General features: G+C 62.0%; 26 protein-coding genes. 14 read left to right on the top strand and 12 right to left on the bottom strand.

All coding sequences use genetic code 11. The features are described from left to right. Window positions 1-23: 23 nt before the first annotated feature. The gene (locus BLW71_RS34555) at window positions 24-776 is read right to left on the bottom strand and encodes an SDR family NAD(P)-dependent oxidoreductase (protein ID WP_091807692.1); all 753 of its coding nucleotides are present in this window, start codon (window positions 774-776) and stop codon (window positions 24-26) included. Window positions 777-1,235: 459 nt separating this feature from the next. On the opposite strand from BLW71_RS34555, the gene BLW71_RS34550 reads away from it, so the two are divergent. Next, window positions 1,236-1,445 carry a hypothetical protein gene (locus BLW71_RS34550; RefSeq protein WP_091807690.1) on the top strand — a complete coding sequence of 70 codons (210 nt, stop codon included), beginning with the start codon at window positions 1,236-1,238 and terminating at the stop codon, window positions 1,443-1,445. 36 nt (window positions 1,446-1,481) lie between these two features. Here the strand turns inward: BLW71_RS34550 and lhpH are convergent, their stop codons facing one another. Next, window positions 1,482-2,489 (bottom strand): trans-3-hydroxy-L-proline dehydratase, encoded by a 1,008-nt coding sequence (gene lhpH, locus BLW71_RS34545; protein ID WP_091807687.1) that lies wholly within the window; start codon window positions 2,487-2,489, stop codon window positions 1,482-1,484. Window positions 2,490-2,522: 33 nt separating this feature from the next. Beyond that, window positions 2,523-3,644, bottom strand: coding sequence for a branched-chain amino acid ABC transporter substrate-binding protein (locus tag BLW71_RS34540; RefSeq protein WP_091807684.1), 1,122 nt, complete (start codon window positions 3,642-3,644; stop codon window positions 2,523-2,525). A gap of 356 nt (window positions 3,645-4,000) precedes the next feature. Here BLW71_RS34540 and BLW71_RS34535 point away from each other — a divergent pair, with 356 nt between their 5' ends. After that, window positions 4,001-4,285, top strand: a complete 285-nt coding sequence (locus BLW71_RS34535; RefSeq protein ID WP_091807682.1) for a hypothetical protein — start codon at window positions 4,001-4,003, stop codon at window positions 4,283-4,285. Between the two features lie 158 nt (window positions 4,286-4,443). Here the strand turns inward: BLW71_RS34535 and BLW71_RS34530 are convergent, their stop codons facing one another. Next, entirely contained in the window at window positions 4,444-5,154 is a 711-nt protein-coding gene (locus tag BLW71_RS34530; RefSeq protein WP_091809231.1) for a lysophospholipid acyltransferase family protein, read from the bottom strand. Window positions 5,155-5,230: 76 nt separating this feature from the next. Continuing rightward, window positions 5,231-6,478, bottom strand: a complete 1,248-nt coding sequence (locus BLW71_RS34525) for an MFS transporter (protein WP_091807679.1) — start codon at window positions 6,476-6,478, stop codon at window positions 5,231-5,233. Between the two features lie 384 nt (window positions 6,479-6,862). On the opposite strand from BLW71_RS34525, the gene BLW71_RS34520 reads away from it, so the two are divergent. Further along, window positions 6,863-7,135 (top strand): hypothetical protein, encoded by a 273-nt coding sequence (locus BLW71_RS34520; protein WP_091807677.1) that lies wholly within the window; start codon window positions 6,863-6,865, stop codon window positions 7,133-7,135. A 110-nt stretch (window positions 7,136-7,245) separates the two neighbouring features. Here the strand turns inward: BLW71_RS34520 and BLW71_RS34515 are convergent, their stop codons facing one another. Together BLW71_RS34515 and BLW71_RS41230 are read right to left on the bottom strand one after the other, a co-directional pair. Next, entirely contained in the window at window positions 7,246-7,566 is a 321-nt protein-coding gene (locus BLW71_RS34515; protein WP_091807675.1) for a hypothetical protein, read from the bottom strand. 309 nt (window positions 7,567-7,875) lie between these two features. Then, window positions 7,876-8,229, bottom strand: a complete 354-nt coding sequence (locus tag BLW71_RS41230) for a hypothetical protein (RefSeq protein WP_143048417.1) — start codon at window positions 8,227-8,229, stop codon at window positions 7,876-7,878. Window positions 8,230-8,329: 100 nt separating this feature from the next. Between BLW71_RS41230 and BLW71_RS34510 the strand changes: the two genes are divergently transcribed. Beyond that, on the top strand, window positions 8,330-8,662 hold the full coding sequence (locus BLW71_RS34510; RefSeq protein ID WP_091807673.1) for an H-NS histone family protein: 333 nt from the start codon (window positions 8,330-8,332) through the stop codon (window positions 8,660-8,662). Between the two features lie 193 nt (window positions 8,663-8,855). Here BLW71_RS34510 and BLW71_RS34505 read toward each other — a convergent pair whose 3' ends face one another. The 3 genes from BLW71_RS34505 to BLW71_RS34495 form a co-directional block, all read right to left on the bottom strand. Beyond that, the gene (locus BLW71_RS34505; protein WP_091807671.1) at window positions 8,856-9,380 is read right to left on the bottom strand and encodes an arsenate reductase ArsC; all 525 of its coding nucleotides are present in this window, start codon (window positions 9,378-9,380) and stop codon (window positions 8,856-8,858) included. A gap of 222 nt (window positions 9,381-9,602) precedes the next feature. Further along, complete coding sequence (locus BLW71_RS34500) at window positions 9,603-9,803, bottom strand: hypothetical protein (protein ID WP_091807669.1); 201 nt, start codon at window positions 9,801-9,803, stop codon at window positions 9,603-9,605. A gap of 270 nt (window positions 9,804-10,073) precedes the next feature. After that, complete coding sequence (locus BLW71_RS34495; protein ID WP_091809229.1) at window positions 10,074-10,766, bottom strand: J domain-containing protein; 693 nt, start codon at window positions 10,764-10,766, stop codon at window positions 10,074-10,076. Window positions 10,767-11,225: 459 nt separating this feature from the next. Here BLW71_RS34495 and BLW71_RS34490 point away from each other — a divergent pair, with 459 nt between their 5' ends. The 9 genes from BLW71_RS34490 (at window position 11,226) to pqqD (ending at window position 20,057) form a co-directional block, all read left to right on the top strand. Next, window positions 11,226-11,885 (top strand): NADPH-dependent FMN reductase, encoded by a 660-nt coding sequence (locus BLW71_RS34490; RefSeq protein ID WP_091807666.1) that lies wholly within the window; start codon window positions 11,226-11,228, stop codon window positions 11,883-11,885. 356 nt (window positions 11,886-12,241) lie between these two features. Then, entirely contained in the window at window positions 12,242-12,457 is a 216-nt protein-coding gene (locus BLW71_RS34485; RefSeq protein WP_091807664.1) for a DUF6566 family protein, read from the top strand. 128 nt (window positions 12,458-12,585) lie between these two features. Beyond that, window positions 12,586-13,500 (top strand): aminomethyltransferase, encoded by a 915-nt coding sequence (locus BLW71_RS34480; RefSeq protein ID WP_091807662.1) that lies wholly within the window; start codon window positions 12,586-12,588, stop codon window positions 13,498-13,500. 19 nt (window positions 13,501-13,519) lie between these two features. Beyond that, window positions 13,520-14,974 carry an indoleacetamide hydrolase gene (iaaH, locus tag BLW71_RS34475; RefSeq protein WP_091807660.1) on the top strand — a complete coding sequence of 485 codons (1,455 nt, stop codon included), beginning with the start codon at window positions 13,520-13,522 and terminating at the stop codon, window positions 14,972-14,974. A 49-nt stretch (window positions 14,975-15,023) separates the two neighbouring features. Continuing rightward, complete coding sequence (locus BLW71_RS34470; RefSeq protein WP_091807658.1) at window positions 15,024-15,812, top strand: CDP-diacylglycerol diphosphatase; 789 nt, start codon at window positions 15,024-15,026, stop codon at window positions 15,810-15,812. Window positions 15,813-15,962: 150 nt separating this feature from the next. Beyond that, the gene (locus BLW71_RS34465) at window positions 15,963-17,051 is read left to right on the top strand and encodes a fatty acid desaturase (RefSeq protein ID WP_091807656.1); all 1,089 of its coding nucleotides are present in this window, start codon (window positions 15,963-15,965) and stop codon (window positions 17,049-17,051) included. 281 nt (window positions 17,052-17,332) lie between these two features. After that, a complete protein-coding gene (locus BLW71_RS34460; RefSeq protein ID WP_091807654.1) occupies window positions 17,333-19,306 on the top strand; it encodes a sigma-54-dependent Fis family transcriptional regulator in 1,974 nt (657 codons plus the stop codon). A gap of 264 nt (window positions 19,307-19,570) precedes the next feature. After that, window positions 19,571-19,645 carry a pyrroloquinoline quinone precursor peptide PqqA gene (gene pqqA / locus BLW71_RS34455; protein ID WP_007178434.1) on the top strand — a complete coding sequence of 25 codons (75 nt, stop codon included), beginning with the start codon at window positions 19,571-19,573 and terminating at the stop codon, window positions 19,643-19,645. 130 nt (window positions 19,646-19,775) lie between these two features. After that, a complete protein-coding gene (gene pqqD, locus BLW71_RS34450; RefSeq protein WP_091807652.1) occupies window positions 19,776-20,057 on the top strand; it encodes a pyrroloquinoline quinone biosynthesis peptide chaperone PqqD in 282 nt (93 codons plus the stop codon). Between the two features lie 193 nt (window positions 20,058-20,250). Here the strand turns inward: pqqD and BLW71_RS34445 are convergent, their stop codons facing one another. Beyond that, window positions 20,251-21,483: a c-type cytochrome gene (locus tag BLW71_RS34445; protein WP_091807650.1), complete on the bottom strand. Its 1,233-nt coding sequence runs from the start codon at window positions 21,481-21,483 to the stop codon at window positions 20,251-20,253. Between the two features lie 90 nt (window positions 21,484-21,573). Further along, the gene (locus tag BLW71_RS34440; RefSeq protein ID WP_091807648.1) at window positions 21,574-23,301 is read right to left on the bottom strand and encodes a methanol/ethanol family PQQ-dependent dehydrogenase; all 1,728 of its coding nucleotides are present in this window, start codon (window positions 23,299-23,301) and stop codon (window positions 21,574-21,576) included. A 426-nt stretch (window positions 23,302-23,727) separates the two neighbouring features. On the opposite strand from BLW71_RS34440, the gene adh reads away from it, so the two are divergent. Next, on the top strand, window positions 23,728-25,248 hold the full coding sequence (gene adh, locus BLW71_RS34435) for an aldehyde dehydrogenase (protein ID WP_091807645.1): 1,521 nt from the start codon (window positions 23,728-23,730) through the stop codon (window positions 25,246-25,248). Window positions 25,249-25,257: the final 9 nt, after the last annotated feature.

The following is a 25,257-nucleotide window of genomic DNA, read 5'->3' as shown; positions in this document are numbered from 1 at the left end:
CGCAGGTGCGACGCCGCGCCGGCTCAGTAGGTTGCGCGGCCGCCGGACAGGTCGAATACGGAAGCGGTACTGAACGCGCAGTCCTCGGACGAGAGCCACAGAATCAACGACGCCGCTTCTTCGGGCAACAGGAAGCGGTTCATGGGAATCTTCGAAAGCATGTAGTCGATGTGTTGCTGCGACATCGAATCGAAGATCTCGGTTTTAGCCGCGGCGGGCGTGACCGCATTGACGAGAATGTTCTTCGTCGCGAGTTCTTTGCCGAGCGATTTGGTCAAGCCGATGAGTCCGGCCTTGGAGGCGCTGTAATGCGAGGCGTTAGGGTTGCCCTCCTTGCCCGCCACCGAGGCGATATTGACGATCCGGCCATAGCCCTGCTTGAGCATTTGCGGCACGACCGCGCGGCAGGTCAGATACGGGCCGATCAGGTTGACATCGATCACGCGGCGCCAGATGTCGGGCTCCAGTTCCCACGTGGTGCCATTGCCGCCGGTGATGCCGGCACAATTGATCAACACGTCGATCGCCCCGTGATCGGCAACGGTTTGCGCCACGGCCTGTGCGACGGCGGCTTCCTGTGTCAGTTCGACTGAGATCGCGGTGACTTTGCCCAATTCGCTCAGCTCACGCTGACTGCGGGCAAGACGTTCGGCGTCCACATCCCATAGCGCGACCGACGCGCCCGAGTTGAGTGCCCGCTGCGCCACTGCGTAGCCGATACCACGCGCGCCGCCGGTAATGGCGACTACGCGCCCCTCCAGATCGATTCGATTCATCGCTGTGCTCCTGTTGGCAGGCCTGAACGGCATGCCTTTGTGTTGTTGTATCCGGCTGTCTGTGCTGCTGGTCCAGCCAATATACGAGCGGCGCGATGCGCTAACAATCCGAGTATTGGAGCGGGTGATAACAAAAGTGGATCGGGAGTCGTGTGCGGTGCAGCGAACCAGGCGGCACGGTTTCGCAGAGCGGGCAAACGGCGCGCGTAGAGGCGCAAGTGCCCGGTCGGCCCATCCAGACGGTGCCGGCGGGAAGATGAATTACGCGGAAATCGCGCGCGGGCAACGGTCCCCCCTGTGTGGTCGCCCCCTTTTTAGTTTATTTTTTTGCACTTGCACAACCGTCCGATCGCGCCGGATACTGACTTGGCCCGCGTTGTCTCCTCAGCGGGTGCATCAGTCTTCGCCCGCTTCGCGCGGGCTTCTTTTGAACGATGGATGCGAACGTCAGGAGGCGCCATGAAAGTCTGCGATGGATGCTCCGATATCGACGGCCGGCCCGTCGATGTTCAACGGCAGGAAAACCTCACCCTGATTGGCGTGGCGGAGCGCAACGGCGCGCTCGTTCTCGAGCACTACCGCTGCGACAAATGCCGGGCCATTATCGCCAGACAATTCGCCGGTGATTCCGACGAACGAATCTGGAGCGTTATCGAAACAGCCCATTGAGCGGTCGCCGCCGCCGGCTGCCACCCGATGCCTGACCTATCGAACAAGGAACCCATAGGTGAGCGGATCACGCTCATCCAGTAGCCAGGTTGCCAGGCCGCAGACAAAAGCATTGCCTTCCACCTCCGGAATCACGGCCTTGAAATCACCCACGGTCGTCTCGCTGAGAACACGCCCTTTGAATACCGTGCCGATAATCGACTCGTTCACCAGCGTGTCGTCCTTGCCCAACTTGCCACGCAAATAAAGCTGCGCGACCCGCCCGCCGGTCCCGGAACCGGTTGGTGAACGGTCCACCTCGCGGTCCGCAAACACGCAACAGTTGGCTTGCGTCGACTCCGCGTGCCGCGGCGCATTCGCAATGATGGTGCCGTAGATGTGATTGATCTCCGGAATATGCGGGTGCTCGACGGGAAACGCCCTGTTTGCCGCCTCCTTGACTTCGGCACCGAAGCGCACGAGTTCTTCCACCGACGATTCCCGCACTTCGAGACCATGCGGCGCTCCGTCGGTATAAAAGTAGAACGCGCCGCCGAATGCGATATCGCCGGTCACCGAACCGAACGACGGCGTCTCTACGGTCACGTCCTGCTTCCAGATAAACGACGGCACGTTGACGAAGCGAACGTTGCCCGCGTGCTCGCCGTCCCACTTCACAAAGGCTTCGATGAAGCCGCACGGCGCATCGATGCCGATGCGCGTTTCGGGTATCTGACGCTGCACCCAACCCAGTTCGACCGCCGCCGTCGACAGCGCGATGACGCCGTGGCCGCAATGGTCGCTATACCCCTCGTTATGAAGGAAGATGATGCCGAAATCAGCGCCGGGGCTGACCGGTTCCGTCAGATATCCGCCGTACATGTCGGCATGCCCACGCGGCTCGAACATCAGAGCCCGGCGGATATCGTCGGCGTTTTCCTTCAGCCACGCGCGCCGCTTGACGATCGTGTCGCCAGGCAGACGCGGCAAACCGCTGGTGACAATGCGGAATGCCTCTCCGCCGGTGTGGACTTCGACAGTCTGGATCGTGCGTGAAATTTTCATGTTTGCTTCGTGAAGTGGCTGGGTCGCTTGCCGTTACTGACCGTACGGAACCGGCAAGCCGTTCTTGATCGTGTACACGGTGGTCGGCGCGCCCTTCAGATCGCCGAACTCGTCGAACGAATAGGTGCCCGCGACGCCCTTATAGTTCTCCTTCGCGAGTTGCGCGGTCAGCTTCGCCTTGTCCGTGGTCGTCCCGGCCTTCACCATGGCGTCGGCGAGCAACTTCACGCCGTCGTAGTAGCTCACGGCGTAGACCTGGGTATCGATGTTGTACGCGGCCTTGTACTTCTGCAGGAACTCGCGACCGGCCGGTGTTTTCTCCAGCGCAATGCCGCCTTGGGCACAGTAGACGATCGACGCCGCGTCGCCGGCAACCTTGCCCATGTCGGCCGAGCAGATTCCGTCGCCGCCCAGCAGCTTCGCCCTGAGCCCGCGCTGGCGCATCTGTTTGGCCATCGGCGCGCCTTGCGCCGCGTATCCGCCAAAGAAGATCACGTCAGGATTTTTGGACTTGATGTTCGTCAAAATGCCGAGGAAGTCGGTGGCCGACGAGCTGGTGAATTCCTGGTCCACGATCTGAATGCCGTTCGCCTTGGCAACCTTCGTAAACTGCTCCGCCACGCCTTGACCGTAGGCCGTGCGGTCGTCGATCACGGCGGCCGTTTTGGCCTTCAACGTCTTCGCGGCGAATTGCCCCATCGTGCCGCCGAGTTGTTCGTCGCTCGCGCCGATACGGAAGATGTTCTTGAAGCCCTGCTTGGTCAGCGCCGGGTTGGATGCAACGGGCAGTATCGGCACGTTTCCGGCGTTGTAGACGCGCGAGGCCGGAATCGCCACGCCCGAGTTGTACGGTCCAACGACAGCGACGACGCCGCTGTCTACCAGTTTCTGCGCAACCTGCACGCCGATTTTCGGGTCGGCCTGGTCGTCCTGCGAATCCAGCTTGAAGGTGACCTTCTGCCCGGCGACGCTTACTCCTGCCTTGTTCAGTTCGTCGATGGCGAGCCGCGCGCCGTTCTCGTTGTCCTTGCCGTTCGGCGCTTGCGGGCCCGTGAGCGGAGCCGAATGACCGATGGTGACGACGACCTGGGCCGTCGCGGACAGGGTGAAACCAGCGGCCATCAATGCGGCCGCAGTCATTGCAAGACGTCGCATACGAACTCCGATTGGACTGGGGAGCAATCACCATATGCTCAATTCGGCGCCAATTCAATCTAACGCCCAGAACGGCGGCCACTTTCGGATCACGTCGCGAGTAATTTTCGAATCCAGCCACGACTATCGCGCGTATATCAGCCAAGCCGGTGGATATCCGGCTCCAGCGCCGCTCTGTTTATTCCGGCGCTGACCCATGGTTGACCAGTGGCTTGCGGCTGAACGCGGCGTACTTCCGCGTCATTCAGACCCGAGCAGCTGTTTGCGCTTCGCCGCTGCGCAATCAGTCAGTCTTTAGCGGTAGATGAAGCTTCGGGGCGTGCTGAAGCATGCGCCGGAATCGCTGGAGAAATGTTATGGAAAAGTTAACGCTCAAAGTCCTGCTGGCGCGGGTTGGTGTCGCATCGCTCTGTGCGTGCGCCGCTATGGTTGCGCAGGCTGGAGGCAATGGCAATGGTGGAAACGGCAGCGGCGGCTCTCACGGCGCCGCCACATCAGGCATGACCTACCACAGCGAGCCTATCTCGAGCCCCTGGAACCGAGTTCCCGGCGACATGACAAAGCATGCCGACACCGGCGCCTCCACCATGCCCGGCATGTCGCCGGACGACGGCGCCCAGTCGACCAAGACCGGGCAGTAACGATTCACAGCGACACTCGTGCCGGACGTGGCGGGCCTGCGCGTGCGGTGCTGAGTGTCCAGACGATCTGGGGCGCGGCCGGGTTGAGAGTCTCGGCTGAGAGTCAACGCCGAAACTGCAGGCCAACGATCACGACCGAAAGTCAGCGCCGAGAATCGTCAGAGCCGCTCCAGTTCGTTTTTCATCCAGTCGTGAACGGCATGACTCAACTCTTGCTGCGTCATCTCCCGAGGCGAGAGCGGTGGTCCGATAACCACGCGAATATGCCCACGTCGGTCAGGCCAGCCTTTCGTCGGCCAGACCTTACCCGCGTTCAACACCACAGGAACAGCAGGCACGCCGGTCGCACACGCCAGTCGAACGCCGCCCGATGTCATTCTCAACGGGGCATCGTGAAGCACCCGCGTCCCTTCCGGAAAAATGACGACGACATCGCCCTTTGCCAGCCTCTCCGCGCTTTCCTTCGTCACAGCCTGGTGAGCCTGCCGGGCCGAGCCACGGTTCAGGCTGACCATGTCGAGACCGCGCAGCACCCAGCCAAAGAACGGGATACGCAGCAGGTCTTCCTTGAACACGAAACTGATGCGGCGTGGAATCAGCGCGAGAAACGCGAGCGTTTCCCAAGTCGACTCATGACGGCACAGAATGATCGCGGGGCCGTCGGGAAGATGTTCGAGCCCCTCGATCGAACATGACACGCCGGGCAGCCAGCGCATGACGAAAACCAGCGCACGGCACCACTGTTTCGCGAGCCAATATCGTCCAGCCCGTCCGACGAAGGGAAACAGCAGGAGAATGACAATGGAATACAGCGTCCCGCTACCGAGCAGGTAAACAATAAACAGCCATTTGGTGATAGTAGAGCGCATCAGGACCTGGATCGGGTGGGTAAGCGGCGCAAGAATATCACCGTAACGCATTGAGACTGTGCCGAGCCGCCGATCATTAGTCCGTGCACGCGGGGCAAGCCAACGCCTCAGCCGCGACAGTCTGCTTACTGCGGCCGAAGCTCGCGAGCGCGGCGAGCCCCAGTAACGCGAGACCGCTGCCCAGCATGAAGTCGGCGGAAATACCCACATGGTCCACCACCACGCCGCCCACCAGCGACCCCAGCGCAATCGCAACCTGAATGATGCTCACGAACAATGCCGAACCTGCTTCGGGTGAGTCGGGCGTAGCGCGCTGAATCCAGATGCTGAAGCACAGCGGCAACGCGCCGAACGAAATGCCCCACGCGAGCACCAGCGCCACGACGCCGATCGTCGAATGCTGAAGCAGTGGCAGCGATACCAGCGCGAACAGCAGCAGCGAAACCATCACGGCTAGCGACACTTTCAGGTTGCGCGTCACCGTCGACGAAACGGCGAAGTTCGAGAAGAAACCGATCATGCCGAAGCCGAGCAGCAGCCACGTGATCGTCGACATGTCCAGATTCGCGTTGTGCAGCAGGAAAGGCGTGATGTACGTGTACGACGAAAAGTGCGCACCGAATACGAGTGCCACCATCAACATGCTTCGGCGCGGATGCGGCCGGCGCAGCAGCGCCACCAGGTCGCGCAGGCGCAACGCGGCCTCCGAAGGCAAAGACGGCACGAAGAAGAACTGCGCGACGAGCGCGATAGCGACCAGCACGCCGGTTGCCATGAACGATTCGCGCCACGACGCAAAGCTCGCGATGAACGTGCCGAGCGGCACGCCGATCACGGTTGCGCAGGTGACGCCGGTGAGGATCGTCGCCATGGCTCGCGCCGAATCTCTCGGCTTCACGAGCCGCACCGACGCCGCCGTGGCCAGCGTCCAGAAACCGCCCAATGCAGCGCCGAGCAGCGCGCGCCCGAGCAGCATGACGAGAAAATTCGGCGCAAACGCCGAAATCAGATTCGAAGCGAGCAGCAAAGCTGTCAGTAAAAGAAATACCCGCCGCCGATCCATGCGCCCCGCCACCAGCATCAAGCCAGGTGCTGAGATGGCCGCGATGACGCCGGGCACGGTGACCATCAGGCCGGCCGTGCCGGGCAGTACGCCGAGTTCCGCGGCGACCCGCGGCAACAGTCCGACCGGTAGAAATTCCGTCGTGACGAAAGCAAAAGCGCCGACCGCGACGGCGAGGACGGCAAGCCACGATCGCAGGGACGACGGGGCGCCGTCGTCCAGCGAGGCACTGCTGGACGGGAGAGTATCTTCGATCAACATAGTATTGTTAGCGAGTCTCTAAACAACAGATGGGATTGGAGCGGCCACACCGCGCTAATCCATTCGCGAAGCGCAGGCACGATGAAAAAAGCAGGCCATATTGGCCTGCTTGCCGGCAGCGATGCGAGTGCAGTCTGGAAGATTAGCGAGTGAAAACCCGAATGGAATACACCATAACATCGTATTAAATCGCCCGCTGACGACTCCGGAAAATTGCGGTCACGCGTGGGGTTATTCGTGCGGCGCTTGCGCCTGCAACCCGCGCGAGCATGACGCTTCGATTTCTGCCGAATTCAAATGGGCACGTTTGGGCACAGCGTTTGCTGAAGGCCACGTCAGCGTTTAACGCGCATTCAACCGCTTATCACAACGAGGACATCGCCCATGGTTAGCACCCGCCCCTGCACCGCCACTTGCGTGATCGACGGCATGCCGGTCACCGTCACCTTTTATCCGGACAACGGCGTGTTGCGCATCGCCAATTCAGCGGGAACGTGCATCAGGGAAACGCGCTGGCATGCGTCGTGGCGCGCACTGCTGGATGAATTCCGTGGTTTCGCCGAACGCGCCACGGTGCAGGGCCATGATCTCGACGCGATGATGGGACGTCTACGCGAACGCGCCGGTCATTCGCTGCACGGCATGTCGCTCGCTTAATCAATAAGCACAGCGTGATGGGAAGCGACGGGGAAGCGACGGGGAAGCGACGAGGAAGTGGCGGGAATGCGATGCCTGCAATGCACACCGCATTCCCAAAGACGAATCTGTCATTGACCAAAATAGACACTGCATTGCGGCCCGGAAGAAGCGCATCGTTGGCTTTGCCGGCCTCCTGCCTCCGACTGCCCCGCTGCCACGCCTCCATAGGACACGTTCTGCACCGGTTGGGCGCCGGCATCCATGCCCCCTGCCGGTTCGCCGAACGAAATATCGGTCGTGGCCTGCGCCGATTCGTTCGCGTTCCGTTGCATCATTGCGCTGCTCGACAGTCCGGCGGCCTGCGGGCTTTGCATCTCCTGCGCGCTCGCCGTTTGCGGCGCGAGAACGAGCACGGCGCTGGCCGCCGCCATCAATAATCGTAGTTTCATGTCCAGACTCCTTGAATCCGGCGCAGCAGTTCTCGTCCTCCAGACAATCGGTCCGTGAAAAGACGCCCGGCGGCCCGATAGGGCTGGCGGACGAGTCGATGTCGATGCGAACTGCTGCGGCGAGTCATCGAACTAAACGGGTAACAGCTTGCCAGACCTGCAACCGATGTCGGACGCGTTCTCGCCACTGGCCGGAATCAGTCGTCGCAGGCTGGAAGTGCGGATTTTGGCTCCGCTGTTTCTTTATAGCTCGGCCACTCAGGAATTCAATCGCGGAACACCCGGCGTGGTCCAACGCGGCGGGCGAGTTCAAAAGCGTGCATTTGAAACAAAATCAATCGACCCTGCACGTGCTTTGGCCACACAGTGCGTTATGATGCTGGCATAACGTAAATAATCGGCCCCGCGCGAGGCACCGGCGAGAGACGGAGCGTGGAGATGAAACCGGTCATCCGCAATCAATGCATCGTCAATAACGTTTCCTCCCTTGTGGGCATGAGGCTCATCCAGCCTTATCTGTCGCGCAGTGGAGCTGCTCGAATATCCATTGACTGATAACCTGGTTTGATAGGCGGCGGGTTCGGCCATATGCTGCGCCGCGATATAGGGAACGACGTTTTTTTCTGACGCTGCCTTTGGATTTCCTTCAATCGATAACCACACCGCGGGCCGTCCCCATCTATATGGGCTCGATGCTGTCGCGGTTTCCCCTTGCAATCTGTAATTGACAGAACGCTGGACGCTTTAGAAGGACGAATATCTTATGGACGAAAGGAAGCGAGATAGCATGATTGCGTATCTCCGCCACCGCATGGAAGAGTTTGGTATCAAACCAGAAGACCTTGCTGCAGTACTGGCGTCCGAGCCGGCTGCGAAAAAGGGCGAACGCTACCGTAGCGCGACCGGAGATAGCTGGGACGGCCAGGGCGAGATGCCCCAGTGGCTGAAACAGGCCATCAGCGCGGGGCAGTCTATCGATCACTTCGAGTTGTCGGCCGCGCCGGCGCCGGCGCCCGCGCCGCAGCCGAAAAAACGTGTGGACTGGCAAAATGATCCGTTCGCAGGCAGTCCGCTCGCGCGCTCGAACAATCGCTGAACCACCGCTGAGCCACCGCACCGTGCGGGCTCACGCTAATGATTGAGCGGCATAACGCCATGAAAGACCGGGCTTCGCGCGCTAACCGCATGCAGCCGTTGGCGACCCGCCGACTTCCGCGCAATCCGTGCGGTGACCTTGCGTGACGTTTTGCTTTGGGCGCAGTCGTGTCCGCAGCGGAGCCGGATAGCGATTACGCGTCGCAAGTGGTGGCGCCGTGCGCCGAAACGATGGGCGCGCAAATCGATGCCGCGTTGACCGTGGCCGATGGCGGCGTTGCGTATTCCGGCAGTTCGATAAACCCACTGACCTGCCGCACGATTTGCCAGAACACCTTGTCGAACAGGCGCACGCGTTCGGACTCGGAGATTTCCACGGCGAGCGGATCGGCGAAATTCCAGATGCACGACGGTGGTGCACCCGGAAACGCGGGCGCATGGCGTGCGTCGACGGAGTCGTCCAGCGCGATGACGAGGTCCATGCGCGGCGCCCATTCCCCGGTGAATTCCAGCCAGCTTTTCGGGCTGAGCACGCCGAGATCCGAGATGCCTGGCCGCAATTGCGCGACCGCGAATGGATGAACCCGGGCGGCCGGCTCCGGTCCCGCGCTGAATGCGTCGAACCGGTGTCCCGCCAGTTCCCTCAATAGAGCTTCGGCGATGATGCTGCGTGCCGAATTCTCGCGACAGAGAAACAGCACCTTATATTTTCTGGTCACGCTTACCCCGTACCCTGTATTTTTTTGGTTCTATCTGCAATTCTGCCGGCTCAGTCTTGCGCCCTCGTGACACTACGATGATCAAATTTGTTGCGCCACGAGAATTTGTACCAGGGGAGTTTCATTCACGGACACCGTGCGCTGCGCCGTCCCGAAGTGTACCAGCGCACGCGCAAAGCTTTCATTGAGCCTTCATTCGAGAGCAACCGAAACGCGCACGTTTCAGACGGAAGCGTCGGTCTCGCGCTGACCGGACACGATCCGGTTGGCTGCATCGCTTCCGCCGGCCGCCGGTGCGGGCGGAGTGTCGAACAACATCGCCGCGGGCGGCGTGCTGATCGCCTTCACGCCATTGGCAATACCGGGTGCCGCGACGTAGGGAATAAACGCCGCCACCGCAACGACTACGATGAAAGTGAACATGGCCGTCGTGCCTCTAGGGATCGACTGCGTGGAAATCGAGCGAAGCGGTTCGCGTGGCAATGAGCAGGCATCGCTCTTACTTGCCGTGATCGGACCTCGCATTCCACGGCCATGTTTTTAATTCTAGAAGCGCAAATTCGGGCGCTAAAGCCTGCTCTCTATATCAATTCGGTCTACCTCTATGGTCTAGCGGCCAAGGCGCTATTCCTCACATGGCTGCGATTCGAGGGCTCCTGTTTCGGCCCGAAACTCGGCCCGAAACGCGACAGGTTAAAACCGCAATCCATTGAGAAACTGAAACCACAAGCCTTCGAAGACACCCGCCGGATGAGCTTCGGCTGCGGGTTCCGCACGCTTGTCAGGAGCGGTGCGGTTGGCCTGCGCGGCTTGCGTCGCGCCGTCCTGTTTCGCAGACGTGGTTTCGGGCTGCGCTGATACATCGGCAATATCGGCAGCCTCGGGCGCATTGACCGTATCGGCCGCCGCGTTCGCTTTTGCCTTCGCAGCTTCACGGCGCGAGATCTGCAGCGCCGACACGCTATCCGCGATCTGCGCGGCTCGCCGCGCCTCGCATCGACGCCCAAGCAGCACGCCGAACAGCACGTCGCGGTTGTGGCCATCATCGGCGAAACGCATGGCTAGCGAGACCATCTCCGCATACGCGGCCTCTTCAGCGGCCCGCGCCGCCGCTTCGCGCTCGGCGCGGGCCTGCTGCTGGCGAGCGCGTTGCGCTTCCCAGCCGCGCATCTGCTCGGCGTAGACCGAGTCGTACACCTTGCGTTGCGCGGCGTCGGAGAGGATCGCATACGCGTCCTTGATTTCCTGGAAGGTGGCGCGCGCAACTTCCTCGGCGCCGCCATTTCGGTCGGGATGCCACTTCATCGCGGCCTTCCGGTAGGCCCGCTTGATTTCTTCGTCCGTGGCGTGCGTGGGCACGCCGAGGGTGTCATAAAGGGTTGCCATTGCTTGCTCGACCTCGCGGTGATTCGCTTCGCGGACCATCGTAGCATGCAAAAAACGGCTTTATCGTGAAGCGGTCCGCGCGGGCGCTGCTCGCTCGCCGGATAAAAAAAGGCCCCGCCACTGGCGTGGCGAGGCCGAATCCCATGTCAAGGAGATGTCATGGAGGAGACGATTCGATCATAGCCGCCCGTTGTCGCGCGCCCAACCAATGCTTCGCCATATGCTTATCCGGCGCGGCCTCAAGTGCATTGCAGGGCGTGTTACATGCCCCCGCCGTGCCGGCGGCGGGCGCACCGCCACTGCGCCAACACGCCGCGCGGTTATATCGTTAGAACAAAAAGTCGCTTCGTGCCGCGCCCCGCGCTCATTAAGATGACACTTCAAAGTCCGGTTCGCCCCGGTCCGCTGCGCGCAGCCCCGCGCCGGCGCATCGTGAGCCGCTACCGAAGGAGCATTTCGTTGACCAGTTTCGATCATTCTCGCCGGCCGCTCGTCGTCGGCATTGGCGGCACGACGCGCGCCGCTTCGTCGACCGAGCGCGCACTCGGCTTCGCGTTGCGTGGCGCGCAAGCCGCCGGCGCGAACACCCGCCTGTTCGGCGGCACCTTCCTGCATAGCTTGCCTCACTATGCTCCGGAACAGCCCCACCGCACGGACGAGCAGCTCGAACTGATCGAGGCCGTGCGCCACGCGGACGCGCTGATCATCGCCACACCGGGCTATCACGGCGGCGTATCCGGTCTCGTCAAGAACGCGCTCGACACGCTGGAAGAACTGCGCGCCGACGAACGCCCGTATCTGGACGGCCGCGCGGTCGGCTGTATCGTCACGGCTTACGGCTGGCAAGCCGCCGGCTCGGTGCTGACGTCGTTGCGCTCGATCGTTCACGCGTTGCGCGGCTGGCCCACGCCGTTCGGCGCCGGCATCAACACGCTGGAAACGCGCTTCGATACCGTCGACACCTGTTCCGACGCGAAGGTCGTCGATCAGCTCGCCACGGTCGGCCAGCAAGCCGCGCAATTCGCGCTGGCGTTCAACGCGCATCGCACGCCGGACGCCGCGCCGATCGGCAGCGCGCTCAAGGACACGCCGTCCGCACGCCTGCTGCACGCGGTTTGATTCCCTCGGTTTAACTCCCTCGGTTTAGTTCCCTTCTCTGCCTACCGTCTCACGACGCCGTGGATCCGCCCGGGCGGCCACGGCGGTCGTCGTCGTTCGTGCAAACCGTGCGGCACATAACAGACCCGCGATCCACAACGCCGGATAGTGTGCTCGAACACAGCGCATATGATCCGATCGGGGCTACTCCTAACCTGCCTGCTGATTTGCTAACGACGATTGATTGGTTCACCCGCTGCGCAGCGCGGCCTAGTCTTTGACCTGCCCGCTGATTTACCGGCCGCGTGACGCTACGGGTTGCGTCCGACGAGCCGGCCTTCTCGCAACGCACGCGGGGACACTGACTGTCAAAAATCATGAACGCACATATTCGCTACAAGGGTTATGAAGTTGCACCGGCCGCACAACAGCTTCCCAATGGCCTGTTCGCCGCCAACCTGACCATCGAGAAAACTTCCGCGAGCCACGCTCAGGCGTATTCATTCGACGCGCTCGATTACTTCTTCGACGAAGAGCACGCTCTTGCCTACGCATTCCGCTGGGGACGCATGTGGATCGATAACCACCAGTAACGCCTCTCGCTTCAAGCGCATCATGCGCGTCGGGAGCGGCGCCGCGAGGCGTGCGCCGCTCGACGTCGGAATTTGAAAGGTTGTGCCAGAATAGGCGACACATCGAGTTCGCCCTCTGTACGCCTGCCATGTCCGACACACTGACAGATGTTGCCGAAGACCGCACCCTGCGCCATTGGACCTTCCACGGCCCCGCCCGCGTGAAGATCGGTTCCGAGGCGCACAAGCAGATGTTTTGCCGCATGCTGCTTGAAACCCACAACCCCTATAAGCCGGCCGTGATCGACTGGCCGGCGTTGCCGCCGGATGCGCTCGAACGGCTGTGCGCGCTGCCGATCTGGGACATCGCGGTGCAGACCGAAGGCCGCGCGTCGATCGCCGTGCATACCTATGCCGCGCAATTGAGCGATCCCCTGCTGCGCGAAGCGATCACCATGGACGGCGACGAAGAAGCACGTCACAAGCACGTGCTCTCGAAGCTGATTGCCGCCTACGGGATCGAGATCGCACCCGAGCCACCCTATCCCGTCCCGCGCGACGCCGAGTGGGAATGGATGCGCACGGGCTATAGCGAGTGCATCGACAGTTTCTTTGCGTTCGGGCTGTTCCGCTCGGCGCAGCAGTCAGGCTTTTTCCCCGAGGCGCTGGTCGAGACTTTCGAGCCCGTGATTCAGGAAGAGGCGCGCCACATCCTGTTTTTCATCAACTGGGTGGCGTGGCATCGCCGCACCATGCCGCTGTGGCGCAGACCGTGGCACGCGTTGCGCGTAGCCGCGATCTGGGTGGTGCTGGTCTGGCAGCGTGTGGCGATCGCGAAAGGTATCGACGCTGAAGGCATGGCGCACGATTCGAATTTTCTTCCCGCGAGCAGCGGCGTGATCGGCGAAGCCATGAACGCGCGCGACCTGTTCGCGTTGTGCCTCGCGGAAAATGACCGGCGCATGAGCGGCTACGATGCAAGACTGTTGCGTCCCAAGCTGGTGCCGACGCTCGCGCGTCTCGCCCTGCGCTTCATGAAACCCTCGCGCCGGACACCGACATAAGACGAAGGAGACACCGGCCATGACATGGACCGTTGATGAACAACTCGCGCTGAGCGCCACGCAAGCCGTTGCCGCGATCCAGTCCGGCCGCCTGAAGGCCGCCGACTATGTGGCCACCCTGCTCGCGCGAGCGGCGGCGCTCTCGAGCCTCAATGCGCTCACCACGCTCGACCTCGACGGCGCGCTCGCCGCCGCGCGGCGCATCGACGCACTGCCCGCGGCCGACAAGGTGCGCTTGCCTCTCGCAGGCCTCGCCATTGTCGTGAAAGACAACATCAACACCGCCGGCTTGCAAACCTCGGCGGGCACCCCGGCGCTCGCGGGCTTCGTGCCAAAGTCCAATGCGCCCTCGGTGCAGCGCCTCATCGACGCGGGCGCGATCATACTCGGCAAAGCCAATATGCACGAACTGGCATTCGGCATTACGAGCACGAACCTCGCCTCGCACGCCGGGCCGGTGCGCAATCCCTACGATCCCACGCTGATTCCGGGCGGCTCGTCCGGCGGCACGGCGGCGGCGATTGCCGCGCGTATCGCGCCGGCGGGCCTCGGCACCGACACGGGCGGTTCGACCCGCATCCCCGCCGCGTTGACGGGCACCGTGGGGTTTCGTCCGTCGGTCGGCAACGGCGGCGCCGAGCGGCGCTATCACGATCCGGACGCCGTGGTGCCGATCAGCCATACGCGCGACACGGTGGGGCCGATGGCGCGCACCGTCGCCGATATCGCGCTGCTCGACGGCGTGATCACCGGCGCCGGCGCGTTGCCGGTCCTCGCGCTGAACAGCTTGCGCATCGGCTTGCCCGCGCCGCTGTGGGAAGGGCTCGAACGGCAGGTGGAGGACGTCGCGCGTGCCGCGTTGAAGAGGCTCGAAGCGGCGGGCGTGGTGTTCGTGCCCGTGGCAATGAGCGAGTTGAACGGTCTGAATGGCATGGTGGGCGGCCCGATTGCGATCCATGAGGTGCGCGACGACGTGCTCGCCTGGCTCGTCGCCAATGATGCGCCGGTCAGAACCGTCGTCGACATGGCGGCCCGCATCGCGAGCCCGGACGTGCGCGCGATCTACGACGGCGTACTCGCCGATGTCCTCGGCGAGCACTACGACGCGGCGCTGAGTGACTGGCGGCCGCGCTTGCAGCAATACGTTGCCGCGACCTTCGCCGATGAACGCCTCGACGCGCTGCTGTTTCCGACCACGCGCCTCGCCGCCGTGCCGATCGACGACGTGAACGGCTCGTCGACGGTATCCATAGACGGATCGCCGCCGATCGACACGATGGACGCGTTCCTGCGCAACACCGATCCGGCCAGCACCTCGGGCATTCCGGGACTTTCGCTGCCGGCGGGCATGACGGCGGGCGGCCTGCCGGTTGGACTGGAACTGGATGGGCCACTCGGTGAGGACCGGCGCCTTCTTGCCATCGGCGTCGCCTTCGAGCAGATCCTCGGCGCGCTGCCGGCGCCGTTGCTCTGATACCGAAACAACCTTCGCGACAACTCTAAAAAATTTGACTCTGCCGCCGATGAAAACACCAACGCCCGCCCACCGCAGACGGGCCCGCTTTCGCTACGGTGCGCGAATCGTGGCCACGTTAGCCGTCGCGCTGGCTGCAAGCGCATGCGCGCGCCTCGCCACAATCGACTCGAATGCGCTGTGGAAAATTGTCGACCTGCGCTGTGTGCCGTCGCAACAGGCCACCGGCACGCCGGGCCAATGCACGGCAGTCGACCTGGACAAACGCTACGCTATCCTGAAGGATATTGTCGGACGGTCGCAGTATCTATTGATTCCAACCGACCGTATCACCGGCATTGAAAGCCCACTCGTGCTCGCGCCGCACGCGCAGGACTATTGGGCCGACGCCTGGAACGCGCGGACCTACGTCGAGAAGTCGGTCAAGCGTGATCTGCCGGACAATCAACTCGGCCTCGAGATCAACTCGCAATACCGCCGCTCGCAAAACCAGTTGCATATTCATATCGATTGCATGCGCGGCGCTATCAGTGAAGCGCTCGCACGGCACGCGAAAGATGCGCCTGACGAATGGCATTGGGATACGCTCGACGGCAACCGTTACCGCATCATGCGCGTGAGCGCGCTCACGCACGCTGACAATCCGTTTCACATCGTCGCGCGGGACAATCAGGGGGCCGGGACGATGGCCACGCAAACCATCCTCGTGACGGGTGCGGGGCCTTCCGCGGAAAAAGACGGCTGGCTGGTCGTGAACAGCGGGATCGACGTGGAGAACGGCAACGGCTCGGCCGAAGGCCTGCTCGATCACGCGTGCCGCGTGGCGGACGCCCGGTAAGCGCCTGACCAACGAGGCTAGGCGGCCCGCCGCGCGCAAGCTGGCGCCGCTATGCACGTTTTAGCAGATGCATTGCTGAACAAATTGGTTCTGGCAATGCTCGGGGGTCCGTAGGATCGGTCTGAACCTGCATTCCGACCGATCCCTTTCATGGCGATTTACCTCGACGACACGCAACGCAACACACTCGCCCGCCTCGCGACAAGCTGGACATGGCGCACGCAATGGCCAACCTGGGCGCTGATCGTGACGATCTATGGCGGATGGTTCAGCGTGGCGACACATGTGCGCGACCTCGGCTTACCGCTTACTACGCTCCTGCTGGCTGTGCTCGGCACGTGGTACATGTCATTGCAGCATGAACTGCTGCACGGCCACCCCACGCGTTCGCCGTTCGTCAACGCGCTGCTCGGTTTCGCGCCGCTCGCCGTGTGCTTTCCGTATGGCATTTACCGCGATTCGCATCTTCGACATCACGACGATGCGTATCTCACGCATCCCGAGCGCGATCCCGAGAGTTACTTCGTCAGCGCTAGCGCGTGGCGACGCGCGGGTTGGGCGATTCGTGCGCTGCTGACCTTCCGTAATACGTTTATCGGCCGCCTGCTGGTCGGGCCCGCGTTCGCCATCGCCGCAACCGGTGTCGATGCGCTCCGTCAGATCAAACGTGGTGAATGGCGCGATGTGCCGGTGTGGCTTGCGCACTTCGCCGCACTCGCCGCGCTCACCGCCTGGCTGCAACATGTTTGCGCGGTCCCGGCGTGGGTCTTTATTGTCGGTGTGGGATATGGATCGCTGTCGCTGGGTTCGGTCCGCTCGTTCCAGGAACATCGTACGGCGCACGCGCACGAGCATCGCACCGTCGTCAACGAAGCGGCGTGGTTCTGGCGTCTGCTGTTTCTGAACAATAACTATCACGCAGTACACCATGACCTTCCCCAAGTGCCCTGGTTTGCGCTTCGGAAAGTGTATGAAACGTCCCGCCAGCAATACATCGATCGCTCGGGAGGCTTTCTGGTGCGCGGGTATGGTGAATGGTTAAGACGTTATGCATTCGCTCCGATCGCTCATCCTGTTCACGATGTCACGTCTCTCCCCGTTCATGGCAATCCACCTGCTTTCACCCCTTCCGTGGCTCGATTGCGGGAAAATTTCATGTCCGTTGTCCGCCTCGCGGAACACCATGAAACTCACGCACACGCTACGGCTAAGCGCCAGGCCACACACCGGTCCCTATAAGCGCCGCAAGCGCGGCTCAATGTATTGAGTCGCCCGGATCGCTTCCCCGAGGACATGGTTTGAGTCAGATCAAACCCGCTACGGGTTTCGGCACGAACATACACACTGACCGCGGGTATCCAGACGACGTGTTCCGTTGACGCTCAATTCAGCGGCCCCATCAAGGCGATGGCAGGAACAACCGCCGACTCCGCGAAACTCTTCACTGGCATATGACTTGCTTGTTGGAGTACCCGCACGACCCCGGCAAAACGAACGGGGCTGACCAGCAGGAGGAGACAATGCGCGATGAGGTCTATCACGCTGTAGCGCCAATGACGGCCCATGAGCCCGGCTGGCTCACACCGTCGATTCAGAAATCCCACGAACGCTCCGAAACTTTCGGCTTGAGCGCGCTGATGCGGCCGGACTACGACGTCCTGCCCGCGGCCGAGCTTTCGTTGAAGCTGGAACAAAGCCGTGTGCTCTGCGCACATGCCACGCCGGTGATGGAAACGCTGCATGAGCAGATCGTCAACACGCAGAGCATGATCGTGCTGACCGACGCCGAAGGCCTGATTCTTCATTCGATCGGCGACGACGACTTTCTGCGGCGCGCCGAGAAAGTCGCGCTGCGCCCGGGCGCCAACTGGGCCGAGGACCGCCAAGGCACGAACGCAATCGGCACGGCGCTCGCCGAGCGATGCCCAACCGCCATCCACGGCGAGCAGCACTATCTGGCGGCCAATCGCTTTCTCACCTGCTCCAGTGTGCCGATCCTCGATCCATACGGCGATCTGATCGGCGTGCTCGATGTCACCGGCGACTATCGCAGCTATCACCAGCACACCATGGCGCTGGCGAAAATGTCCGTGCAGATGATCGAGAATCATCTGTTTACGAGCACCTTTCGCGAAACCTTGCAAATCGCCTTTCACGGCCGCCCTGAATTTCTCGGCACCTTGATGGAAGGCATCGCCGCATTCACCTGCGACGGCCGTTTCCTGTCCGCCAATCGCAGTGCGCAATTCCAGTTGGGCATGCCGCTCGCGGGCTTGCGCGCGCATACGCTGTCGTCGTTATTCGGTCTCACGAGCGCGCAACTACTCGATCACCGGCGAGTCAGCCGGGACCGGCATTTATCGCTGAACCTGCACACTGGCGCGGTGGTCTGCGCGCACGTCGAATTCCGCCGCGACACTCGCACCGAGGCGAGCTCGCTGCCGCAGGAAACCCGCGAGACGCGCACGGCCCAGCGCGCGGAAGCGGCGACGCCAGCCGCGGGTGCGTTGTCGAGACTCAGCTACCTCGACACGGGCGACCCCCAGATCACGGCAGTCATCGGCAAAATCCGCAAGGTGATCGGCAAGGACATACCGATCCTGATCACCGGTGAGACCGGAACCGGCAAGGAACTGCTCGCGCAGGCGATTCACAACGACTCGCCGCGACGCTCCGGCTCGTTCGTCGCGGTCAACTGCGCGTCGATACCGGAAACGCTGATCGAGTCCGAGTTGTTCGGCTACGAGGAAGGCGCGTTCACGGGCGCGCGGCGCAAGGGCGCCATCGGCAAACTGCTGCAAGCCAATGGCGGCACGCTGTTCCTCGACGAAATCGGCGACATGCCCTATCCGTTGCAGGTGCGCTTGCTGCGCGTGTTGCAGGAACGGCTTGTCAATCCGCTTGGCTCATCGAAGTCGATACCGGTCGATATCGCCGTGATCTGCGCGACCCACCGCGACCTGCGTGAGATGATTGCGCAGAACCGGTTTCGCGAGGATCTGTACTACCGCCTGAACGGCATGGTGGTCAAACTGCCGCCGCTGCGCGAGCGCACGGATCTGTCCGCCGTCATCCAGAAGATGCTGCAATGCGCGTCTGCCGAGAGCAGCGAAGGGCAGCGCCTGAGCGTTGCCCCGGACGTGATGGCGCTGTTCGAGCAATGCGCATGGCCGGGCAATTTCAGGCAGTTGGGCAATCTTCTGCGCACGGCGGCGGCCATGGTCGATGCGGACGGCGAGATTCGCCGCGAGCATTTGCCAGACGATTTCTTCGACGGCTTGCGCACGGCTACCGCGCCGGGCACGGCCAGCACAGAAGCCTTACCGCTGCCAAGCGGACGTCTTGAAGACGTCGCCACCAGCGTCATTGCCCAAGCCGTGGCACAACATGGCGGCAATGTGTCGGCGGCCGCTCGCGCGCTTGGCATCTCGCGCAACACGATTTATAGAAAGCTGCCGTTGCAGGGTTTGAGCGACTCGGAAAACGCGGCCTGACTCGTAGGTGTCACAACTGCTCCAATTTGCAACAGTGCTGTAACTGAAATGAACAGGTGTTCCGCGCCCGGTCCGAGCGCGGAACACGCGACGTCACAGCACACATCGATTATTTTTTTTGTCCATTCGACATGCTAATCATTCGGCGCGTCCTTCACAGCTTCCAACTTGGCTCTATTCTCCCGGCACAGACTTTGCGTTAATCGACACGGCCGCTTCACCTATGCGGTTCTTCAATCACATGTTTTATTCAAGGAGACAGTCATGCAATGGACCACCCCCGCCTATTCCGATCTGCGTTTCGGTTTTGAAATCACGATGTATATCGCCAATCGCTAAAGCAACGATAAAACGCCGCACGCCGCTCGCTTTATGTGAGCGAGCGTGACGGCGCCCGGAACATGGCCCATGAAGACCAGAATTGCCGGCTCGGGCTGATGCTCGAAGAGATCTTAAAGGCGTAACCCGTATGAATGCCCCGCATCACGACCATTACGCCAGCCTTCGGCCCTGTTTGCGCACGAAGTTCCGCCTGCAATGGGAAGGCGTTCGGGATACCTACGTGCTGCTCTCTCCAGATGGCACCGTGAATCTCAATCCGAGCGCGGGGGAAATTCTCGTGCGCTGCGACGGGACACGCGAACTGGACGACATTATCGGTGAACTGGAAGATCTGTTCAGAGCGTCCGACCTCGCCGCCGACGTGTACCGTTTCATCGACCATGCGCGGCAACGCGGCTGGCTGGACTGACACGGCTGCGCTGATCGACGCTCCGCTGCCTGTTCGCAGCAGGGACACGTCATGCGGCAGGGGTAATGGATAAAGTGACGGTTACAAGGAAGGCGGCCCGGCGCTCCCCGTGAATGACGGGAAGACTGCCGGGCCGTCGTCGTTCCATGGCGACCGACGCAGTGAAGAAACTCAGTGAAGAAAGATACCGGGCCTATTGCGATGTGCGCGCGTTGAGCGGTGTGGTCGATGCCTTGGCGCTATCGTCGGTGAGTTTGGTGCTGCTCGCGCTATAGCCATTCGAATACAGCAGGAAGGCCATGATGTCCGCATAATCCTGCGGTTTCATCTTGCCCGGGCGGTCAGCCGGCATATTGTTCGCCATGTATCCGTACACCCCGCCGATCGTCAGCTTCGCATTGGCAGCCGGTGCAAAAGCCGGCCCGCGCAATGCGGGTGCATTGAGTCCCTGCAGGTCGGGACCGTGGCATTTCGCACACGAACTCGAGTAAAGCGTCTTGCCATGCGCGACCTGCGTGCGGTCGAAAGCCGGCGCATCGGCGGCTGCACTCGCATCGACCTTGAGAAACCGACCTTGCTGCGAACCCTGCCCGGATGCCAAAGTCATACGCCACACCGCGCCGCCACGGCCTGGGCCATCGCGATAGGCAAACGCCGGCGCGGCAGAACTGCTCGCCTGAGCCGCTTCGGGGAGAGTCCAGTGGCGAGACAATGCCGCGAGCCGGCCGTCCGATGCCATCTTTTCGAGCGCCGCGTCGATTCGCGGCTGTAACCCCGCGCCGTTCTTGCCGAACGCGAACACCAACTGCCAGTCGGCATACTGCGAGGCGGCATTGACAATCCGGAAGTGCCGCTCAGGATGTTTGATCGTGTAAGCCACCACCGCCGGATACCAGACGATCGCGCGCTGCGCATGCCCGCTCGCCACGGCGTCGACCGTCAGCTCCGCTGTGTTCTCCAGGTCGAGTTTCACGTTCGGCTGCTGCACGGCAATCAGTTGCGCGGGGCTCGCATAAGTTGCCGCAACCACCTCGGCTCCGCCGGCGGGCGTGGACGATTCTCGCGTGGTGATGCTGACGTAGCCGGAGCGCAGATAACCGCGCGAGAAGGTCAGTTTGCTGCCGGAACCATCTGCCACTGTCGAACGCGGAAAGCCGGCTATCACATCGCATTTTCTCGCCAGTGCGGCGTTTAGCTCCTTCAGCGAGACGCCGTCGTCGTCGCCACTGTCGAATCCTCCGGGAGAGAGCGACAGCGCGATACCGGCCGTGCGAAACGCTTCGCGCGCGACCGCTTCGTCGAGCGCGGTCGAGGGACTGCCGGGAAACGTGCACACGCGCACACCTGCGCTGGCGAGTCCCGGTGCCAGTGCGCCGGTGGCCAGCAAGACACCGGCAACGGCGAACCTATTGAGTCGAGTCTTCATGATCCTGTTTCCAGAAAAGGCCTGACCGTCACGACCGGGCGACTGTGTCCATGCGGACGCGGCCGGCTTGTCGTGACAGCCATGTGGACATCAGCCGTGGTTGAGCGCGAACACATACAACGTGCCGCCGCGTGGAACCTTCTCCGCCGCCTTCGCCATCGGGCCGCCCCAGATCGGATTCGCGCCCCCGTAGCCCGCGAGAATGGCGACATACTCCTTGCCGTCGGCCTCGAACACCGAAGGTTGAGCGACGATTCCGCTTGCCAGCTTCGGGCTCTGCCACAACACCTTGCCGGTCGTCACATCGAATGCGTACAGGTGGCCGTCGAGCGAGCCGCTAAACGCAAGACCACCGGCCGTGGTCGCCACGCCGCCGTTCCACGGCATCTTGCTCCAGTGGCTCCAGATTTTCTTGCCCGTGTCGACATTGATCGCCTGCAGCTCGCCATAACCCTTGCTGCCGGGCTCCGGTTTGATTTCGAAGCCTTCGCCGAGGTACGGCAAGCCTTCCATGTAGTTCACCGATTTGCCCGACAGCGACATGCATGCGTGCAAAGCCGGGACGACTGCAATGTGCTTGTCCGGATCGTACGAAACCGACCACCAGTTCTTGCCGCCGAGGAAGCTCGGGCAGGTTTCGATCGTCGTGCCGGCCTTCGGGTACTTCGACGCATCCTGAATCGGCGCGCCATCCGCCGTGTAGCCCGTTACCGAAGTCGCCGTCACGAACGGCTTCGCATAGATCAGCTTGCCTGTGCCGCGGTCGATCGCATGGAAGAAGCCGTTGCGGTCCGCGTGAATGATCGCGTCGTACTCCTTGTCCTGATACTTGATCGTCGCCAGTACCGGCGTATTCACGCCGTCGTAGTCCCATGTGTCATGTTTGGTGTACTGGTAATGCCATTTGAGATCGCCGTTCTTCGGATCGAGTGCGAGGAGCGAATCGGAGTAAAGGTTGTCGCCCGGACGCAGATCGGCTAGCCACGGGCCTGGGTTGCCCACGCCCCAGTAGAGCGTCTTCGATGCAGCGTCGTAAGTGCCCGTCAGCCAGGCCGGCGCGCCGCCATGTTCCTGCATGCCGTTCGGCCACGTATCTCCACCCTTCTCGCCAGCCGCGGGCACCGTAAAGCGCTTCCACAGCACATTGCCGTCGTCCGGATTCAACGCCGCGATAAAGCCGCGTGCGCCGTATTCGCCGCCGGCGCTGCCCACCACCAATGCGCCGTCGAGCGCAAGCGGCGCCAGCGAGAATGCATAGCCGAGCCCCGGCTCGAACATCTGCTTGCGCCACGCAACCGCGCCAGTCTGCGCGTCGAGTGCGACCACGTCACCGCTCAGCATCGCGACGTAGACGTTCTTGCCATACAGGGCCACGCCGCGATTGATCACGTCGCAACATGCCGTCTTGAACGACTCCGCACCGAGCTTCGGTTCGAACTTCCACAATTGCTTGCCGGTTACCGCGTCGAATGCATAGACGTTGTCCTTCGGCGTGGTCACGAAGAGAAAGCGTCCGTTGACGATCGGCGTGGCTTCGAATCCCTGCTGCAGGTCCGCCGGAAACTTGTAGCTCCAGACCTGTTTGAGGTTCTTCACGTTCGCAGTGTCGATCTGTTTGAGCGGCGAGTGCGCCTGGCCGTTATAGGTGCGGTAGTACGTGAGCCAGCCGGGGTCGCTCTGCGCAGCGGTCAATCGCTCATAGGTGACGGCCGGGTAGTCGCCGGCGGCCATCGCCGATCCGAATAACAGACTGACGGCGGTCGCCACGCTCATTGCAAGCGCCGTGGGCCGCGTCGCCGAAGCTAAACGTGCTTTCATCCTTGTCTCCTGTTGAGTTGTCGACGCGAGGCCGTGCGGCGGCGCCATCGTCTAGTGAACGCAGACTGGCTGCGGGCCATTCAAGGCAAGTCGCGTGCCATTGGCGGCAAGTGCGCCTCGGGCCGCGATAGTCGATGAAAGCGCGCCGCAATCGCGTGAAAGAGCGGCTCTCCATGCGTGCCGGCAGTGTTGCGGCGTGGCACATTCGAACGCACATGTGTTGCTAAAAATGACAGTTGCCCGACCGATGAAGCAAAGCGCGCGCGAATGAACGGCGCTCGTCGCTATGCATGCCGCACACTCATGTCCAATGGCACGCTTCTCGCTGAATGCTCCTCACGATGAAGAGCCGCGGTGATGCGCACACGTCACGCCAAAGCGCGCTTTCTCCGTCGGCGTTCAGACAATCATTTGGAGGAGTCAGGCATGAATCACGCAGATATGCAGTTTCTCGATGTCGAATTTCCGTATGCGCGGCAATACGCCAATTTCATCGGCGGCGAGTGGGTTCCTCCGGTGCGTGGCGAGTACTTCGACAACGTGTCGCCGATCACCGGCGAACCCTTTACGTCGATTCCCCGTTCGACGGAAGAAGACATCGAACTCGCTCTGGATGCGGCTCACCGCGCCCGCAAAGCCTGGGCCGATACGTCGCCCGCCTTGCGCGCGAACATCCTGAACCGTATTGCGGACCGCATGGAGCAGAACCTCTCGCGCATCGCATTCGCCGAATCGATCGACAACGGCAAACCGATCCGCGAAACACTCGCCGCGGACATCCCGCTCGCGATCGATCATTTCCGCTATTTCGCCGGTTGCATTCGCGCACAGGAAGGGACGCTCTCCGAGATCGACGCGGATACCGTGGCCTATCATTTTCATGAGCCACTGGGTGTGGTCGGTCAGATCATTCCGTGGAATTTCCCGATCCTGATGGCCGTGTGGAAAGTCGCGCCGGCACTCGCAGCGGGAAACTGCATCGTGCTCAAGCCTGCCGAGCAAACACCCGCATCGATTCTCGTGCTGGTCGAACTGATTCAGGACTTGCTGCCGCCGGGTGTGCTGAACGTGGTCAACGGTTTCGGCCTCGAAGCCGGCAAGCCGCTGGCATCGAGCAAGCGCATCGCCAAGATTGCGTTTACCGGAGAGACTTCGACCGGCCGCCTCATCATGCAGTACGCGAGCCAGAACATCATTCCCGTCACGCTCGAACTTGGCGGCAAAAGCCCGAACATTTTCTTCGCCGACGTGATCGATCGTGACGACGGGTTTTTCGACAAGGCTCTCGAAGGCTTCGCGATGTTCGCGTTGAATCAGGGTGAAGTGTGCACGTGTCCGTCACGCGTATTGATCGAAGAAAAGATTTACGACCGCTTCATGGAACGCGCGCTGAAACGCGTCGCCGCCATCACGCAAGGGCATCCGCTCGACACCAGAACGATGATCGGTGCGCAGGCCTCGCAGGAACAGTTGGAGAAGATTCTTTCGTATGTCGATCTGGGCAAACAGGAGGGCGCCGAATGCCTGATCGGCGGTGAGCGCAATGCGCTTGGCGGCGAATTGAGCAAAGGCTATTACGTCAAGCCGACCGTGTTCCGCGGCCACAACAAGATGCGCATCTTCCAGGAAGAGATTTTCGGACCGGTAGTCTCGGTCACGACGTTCAGGAACGAAGAAGAGGCGCTCGAAATCGCCAACGACTCGCTCTACGGCCTCGGCGCCGGCGTGTGGACGCGCGACGGCACACGTGCCTACCGCTTCGGCAGGCAGATTCAGGCGGGCCGCGTGTGGACGAACTGCTACCACGCCTATCCGGCGCATGCGGCGTTTGGCGGCTACAAGCAGTCCGGCATTGGCCGCGAAACGCACAAGATGATGCTCGACCACTATCAGCAAACGAAGAACCTGCTCGTGAGCTATAGCGACAAGCCGTTGGGCTTCTTCTAACGCACGAAG

Origin of the sequence: Burkholderia sp. WP9, from assembly GCF_900104795.1 — a bacterium.
In the GTDB taxonomy this organism is placed as follows: Bacteria; Pseudomonadota; Gammaproteobacteria; order Burkholderiales; family Burkholderiaceae; genus Paraburkholderia.
This window is presented reverse-complemented; position numbering and strand designations above follow the sequence as displayed.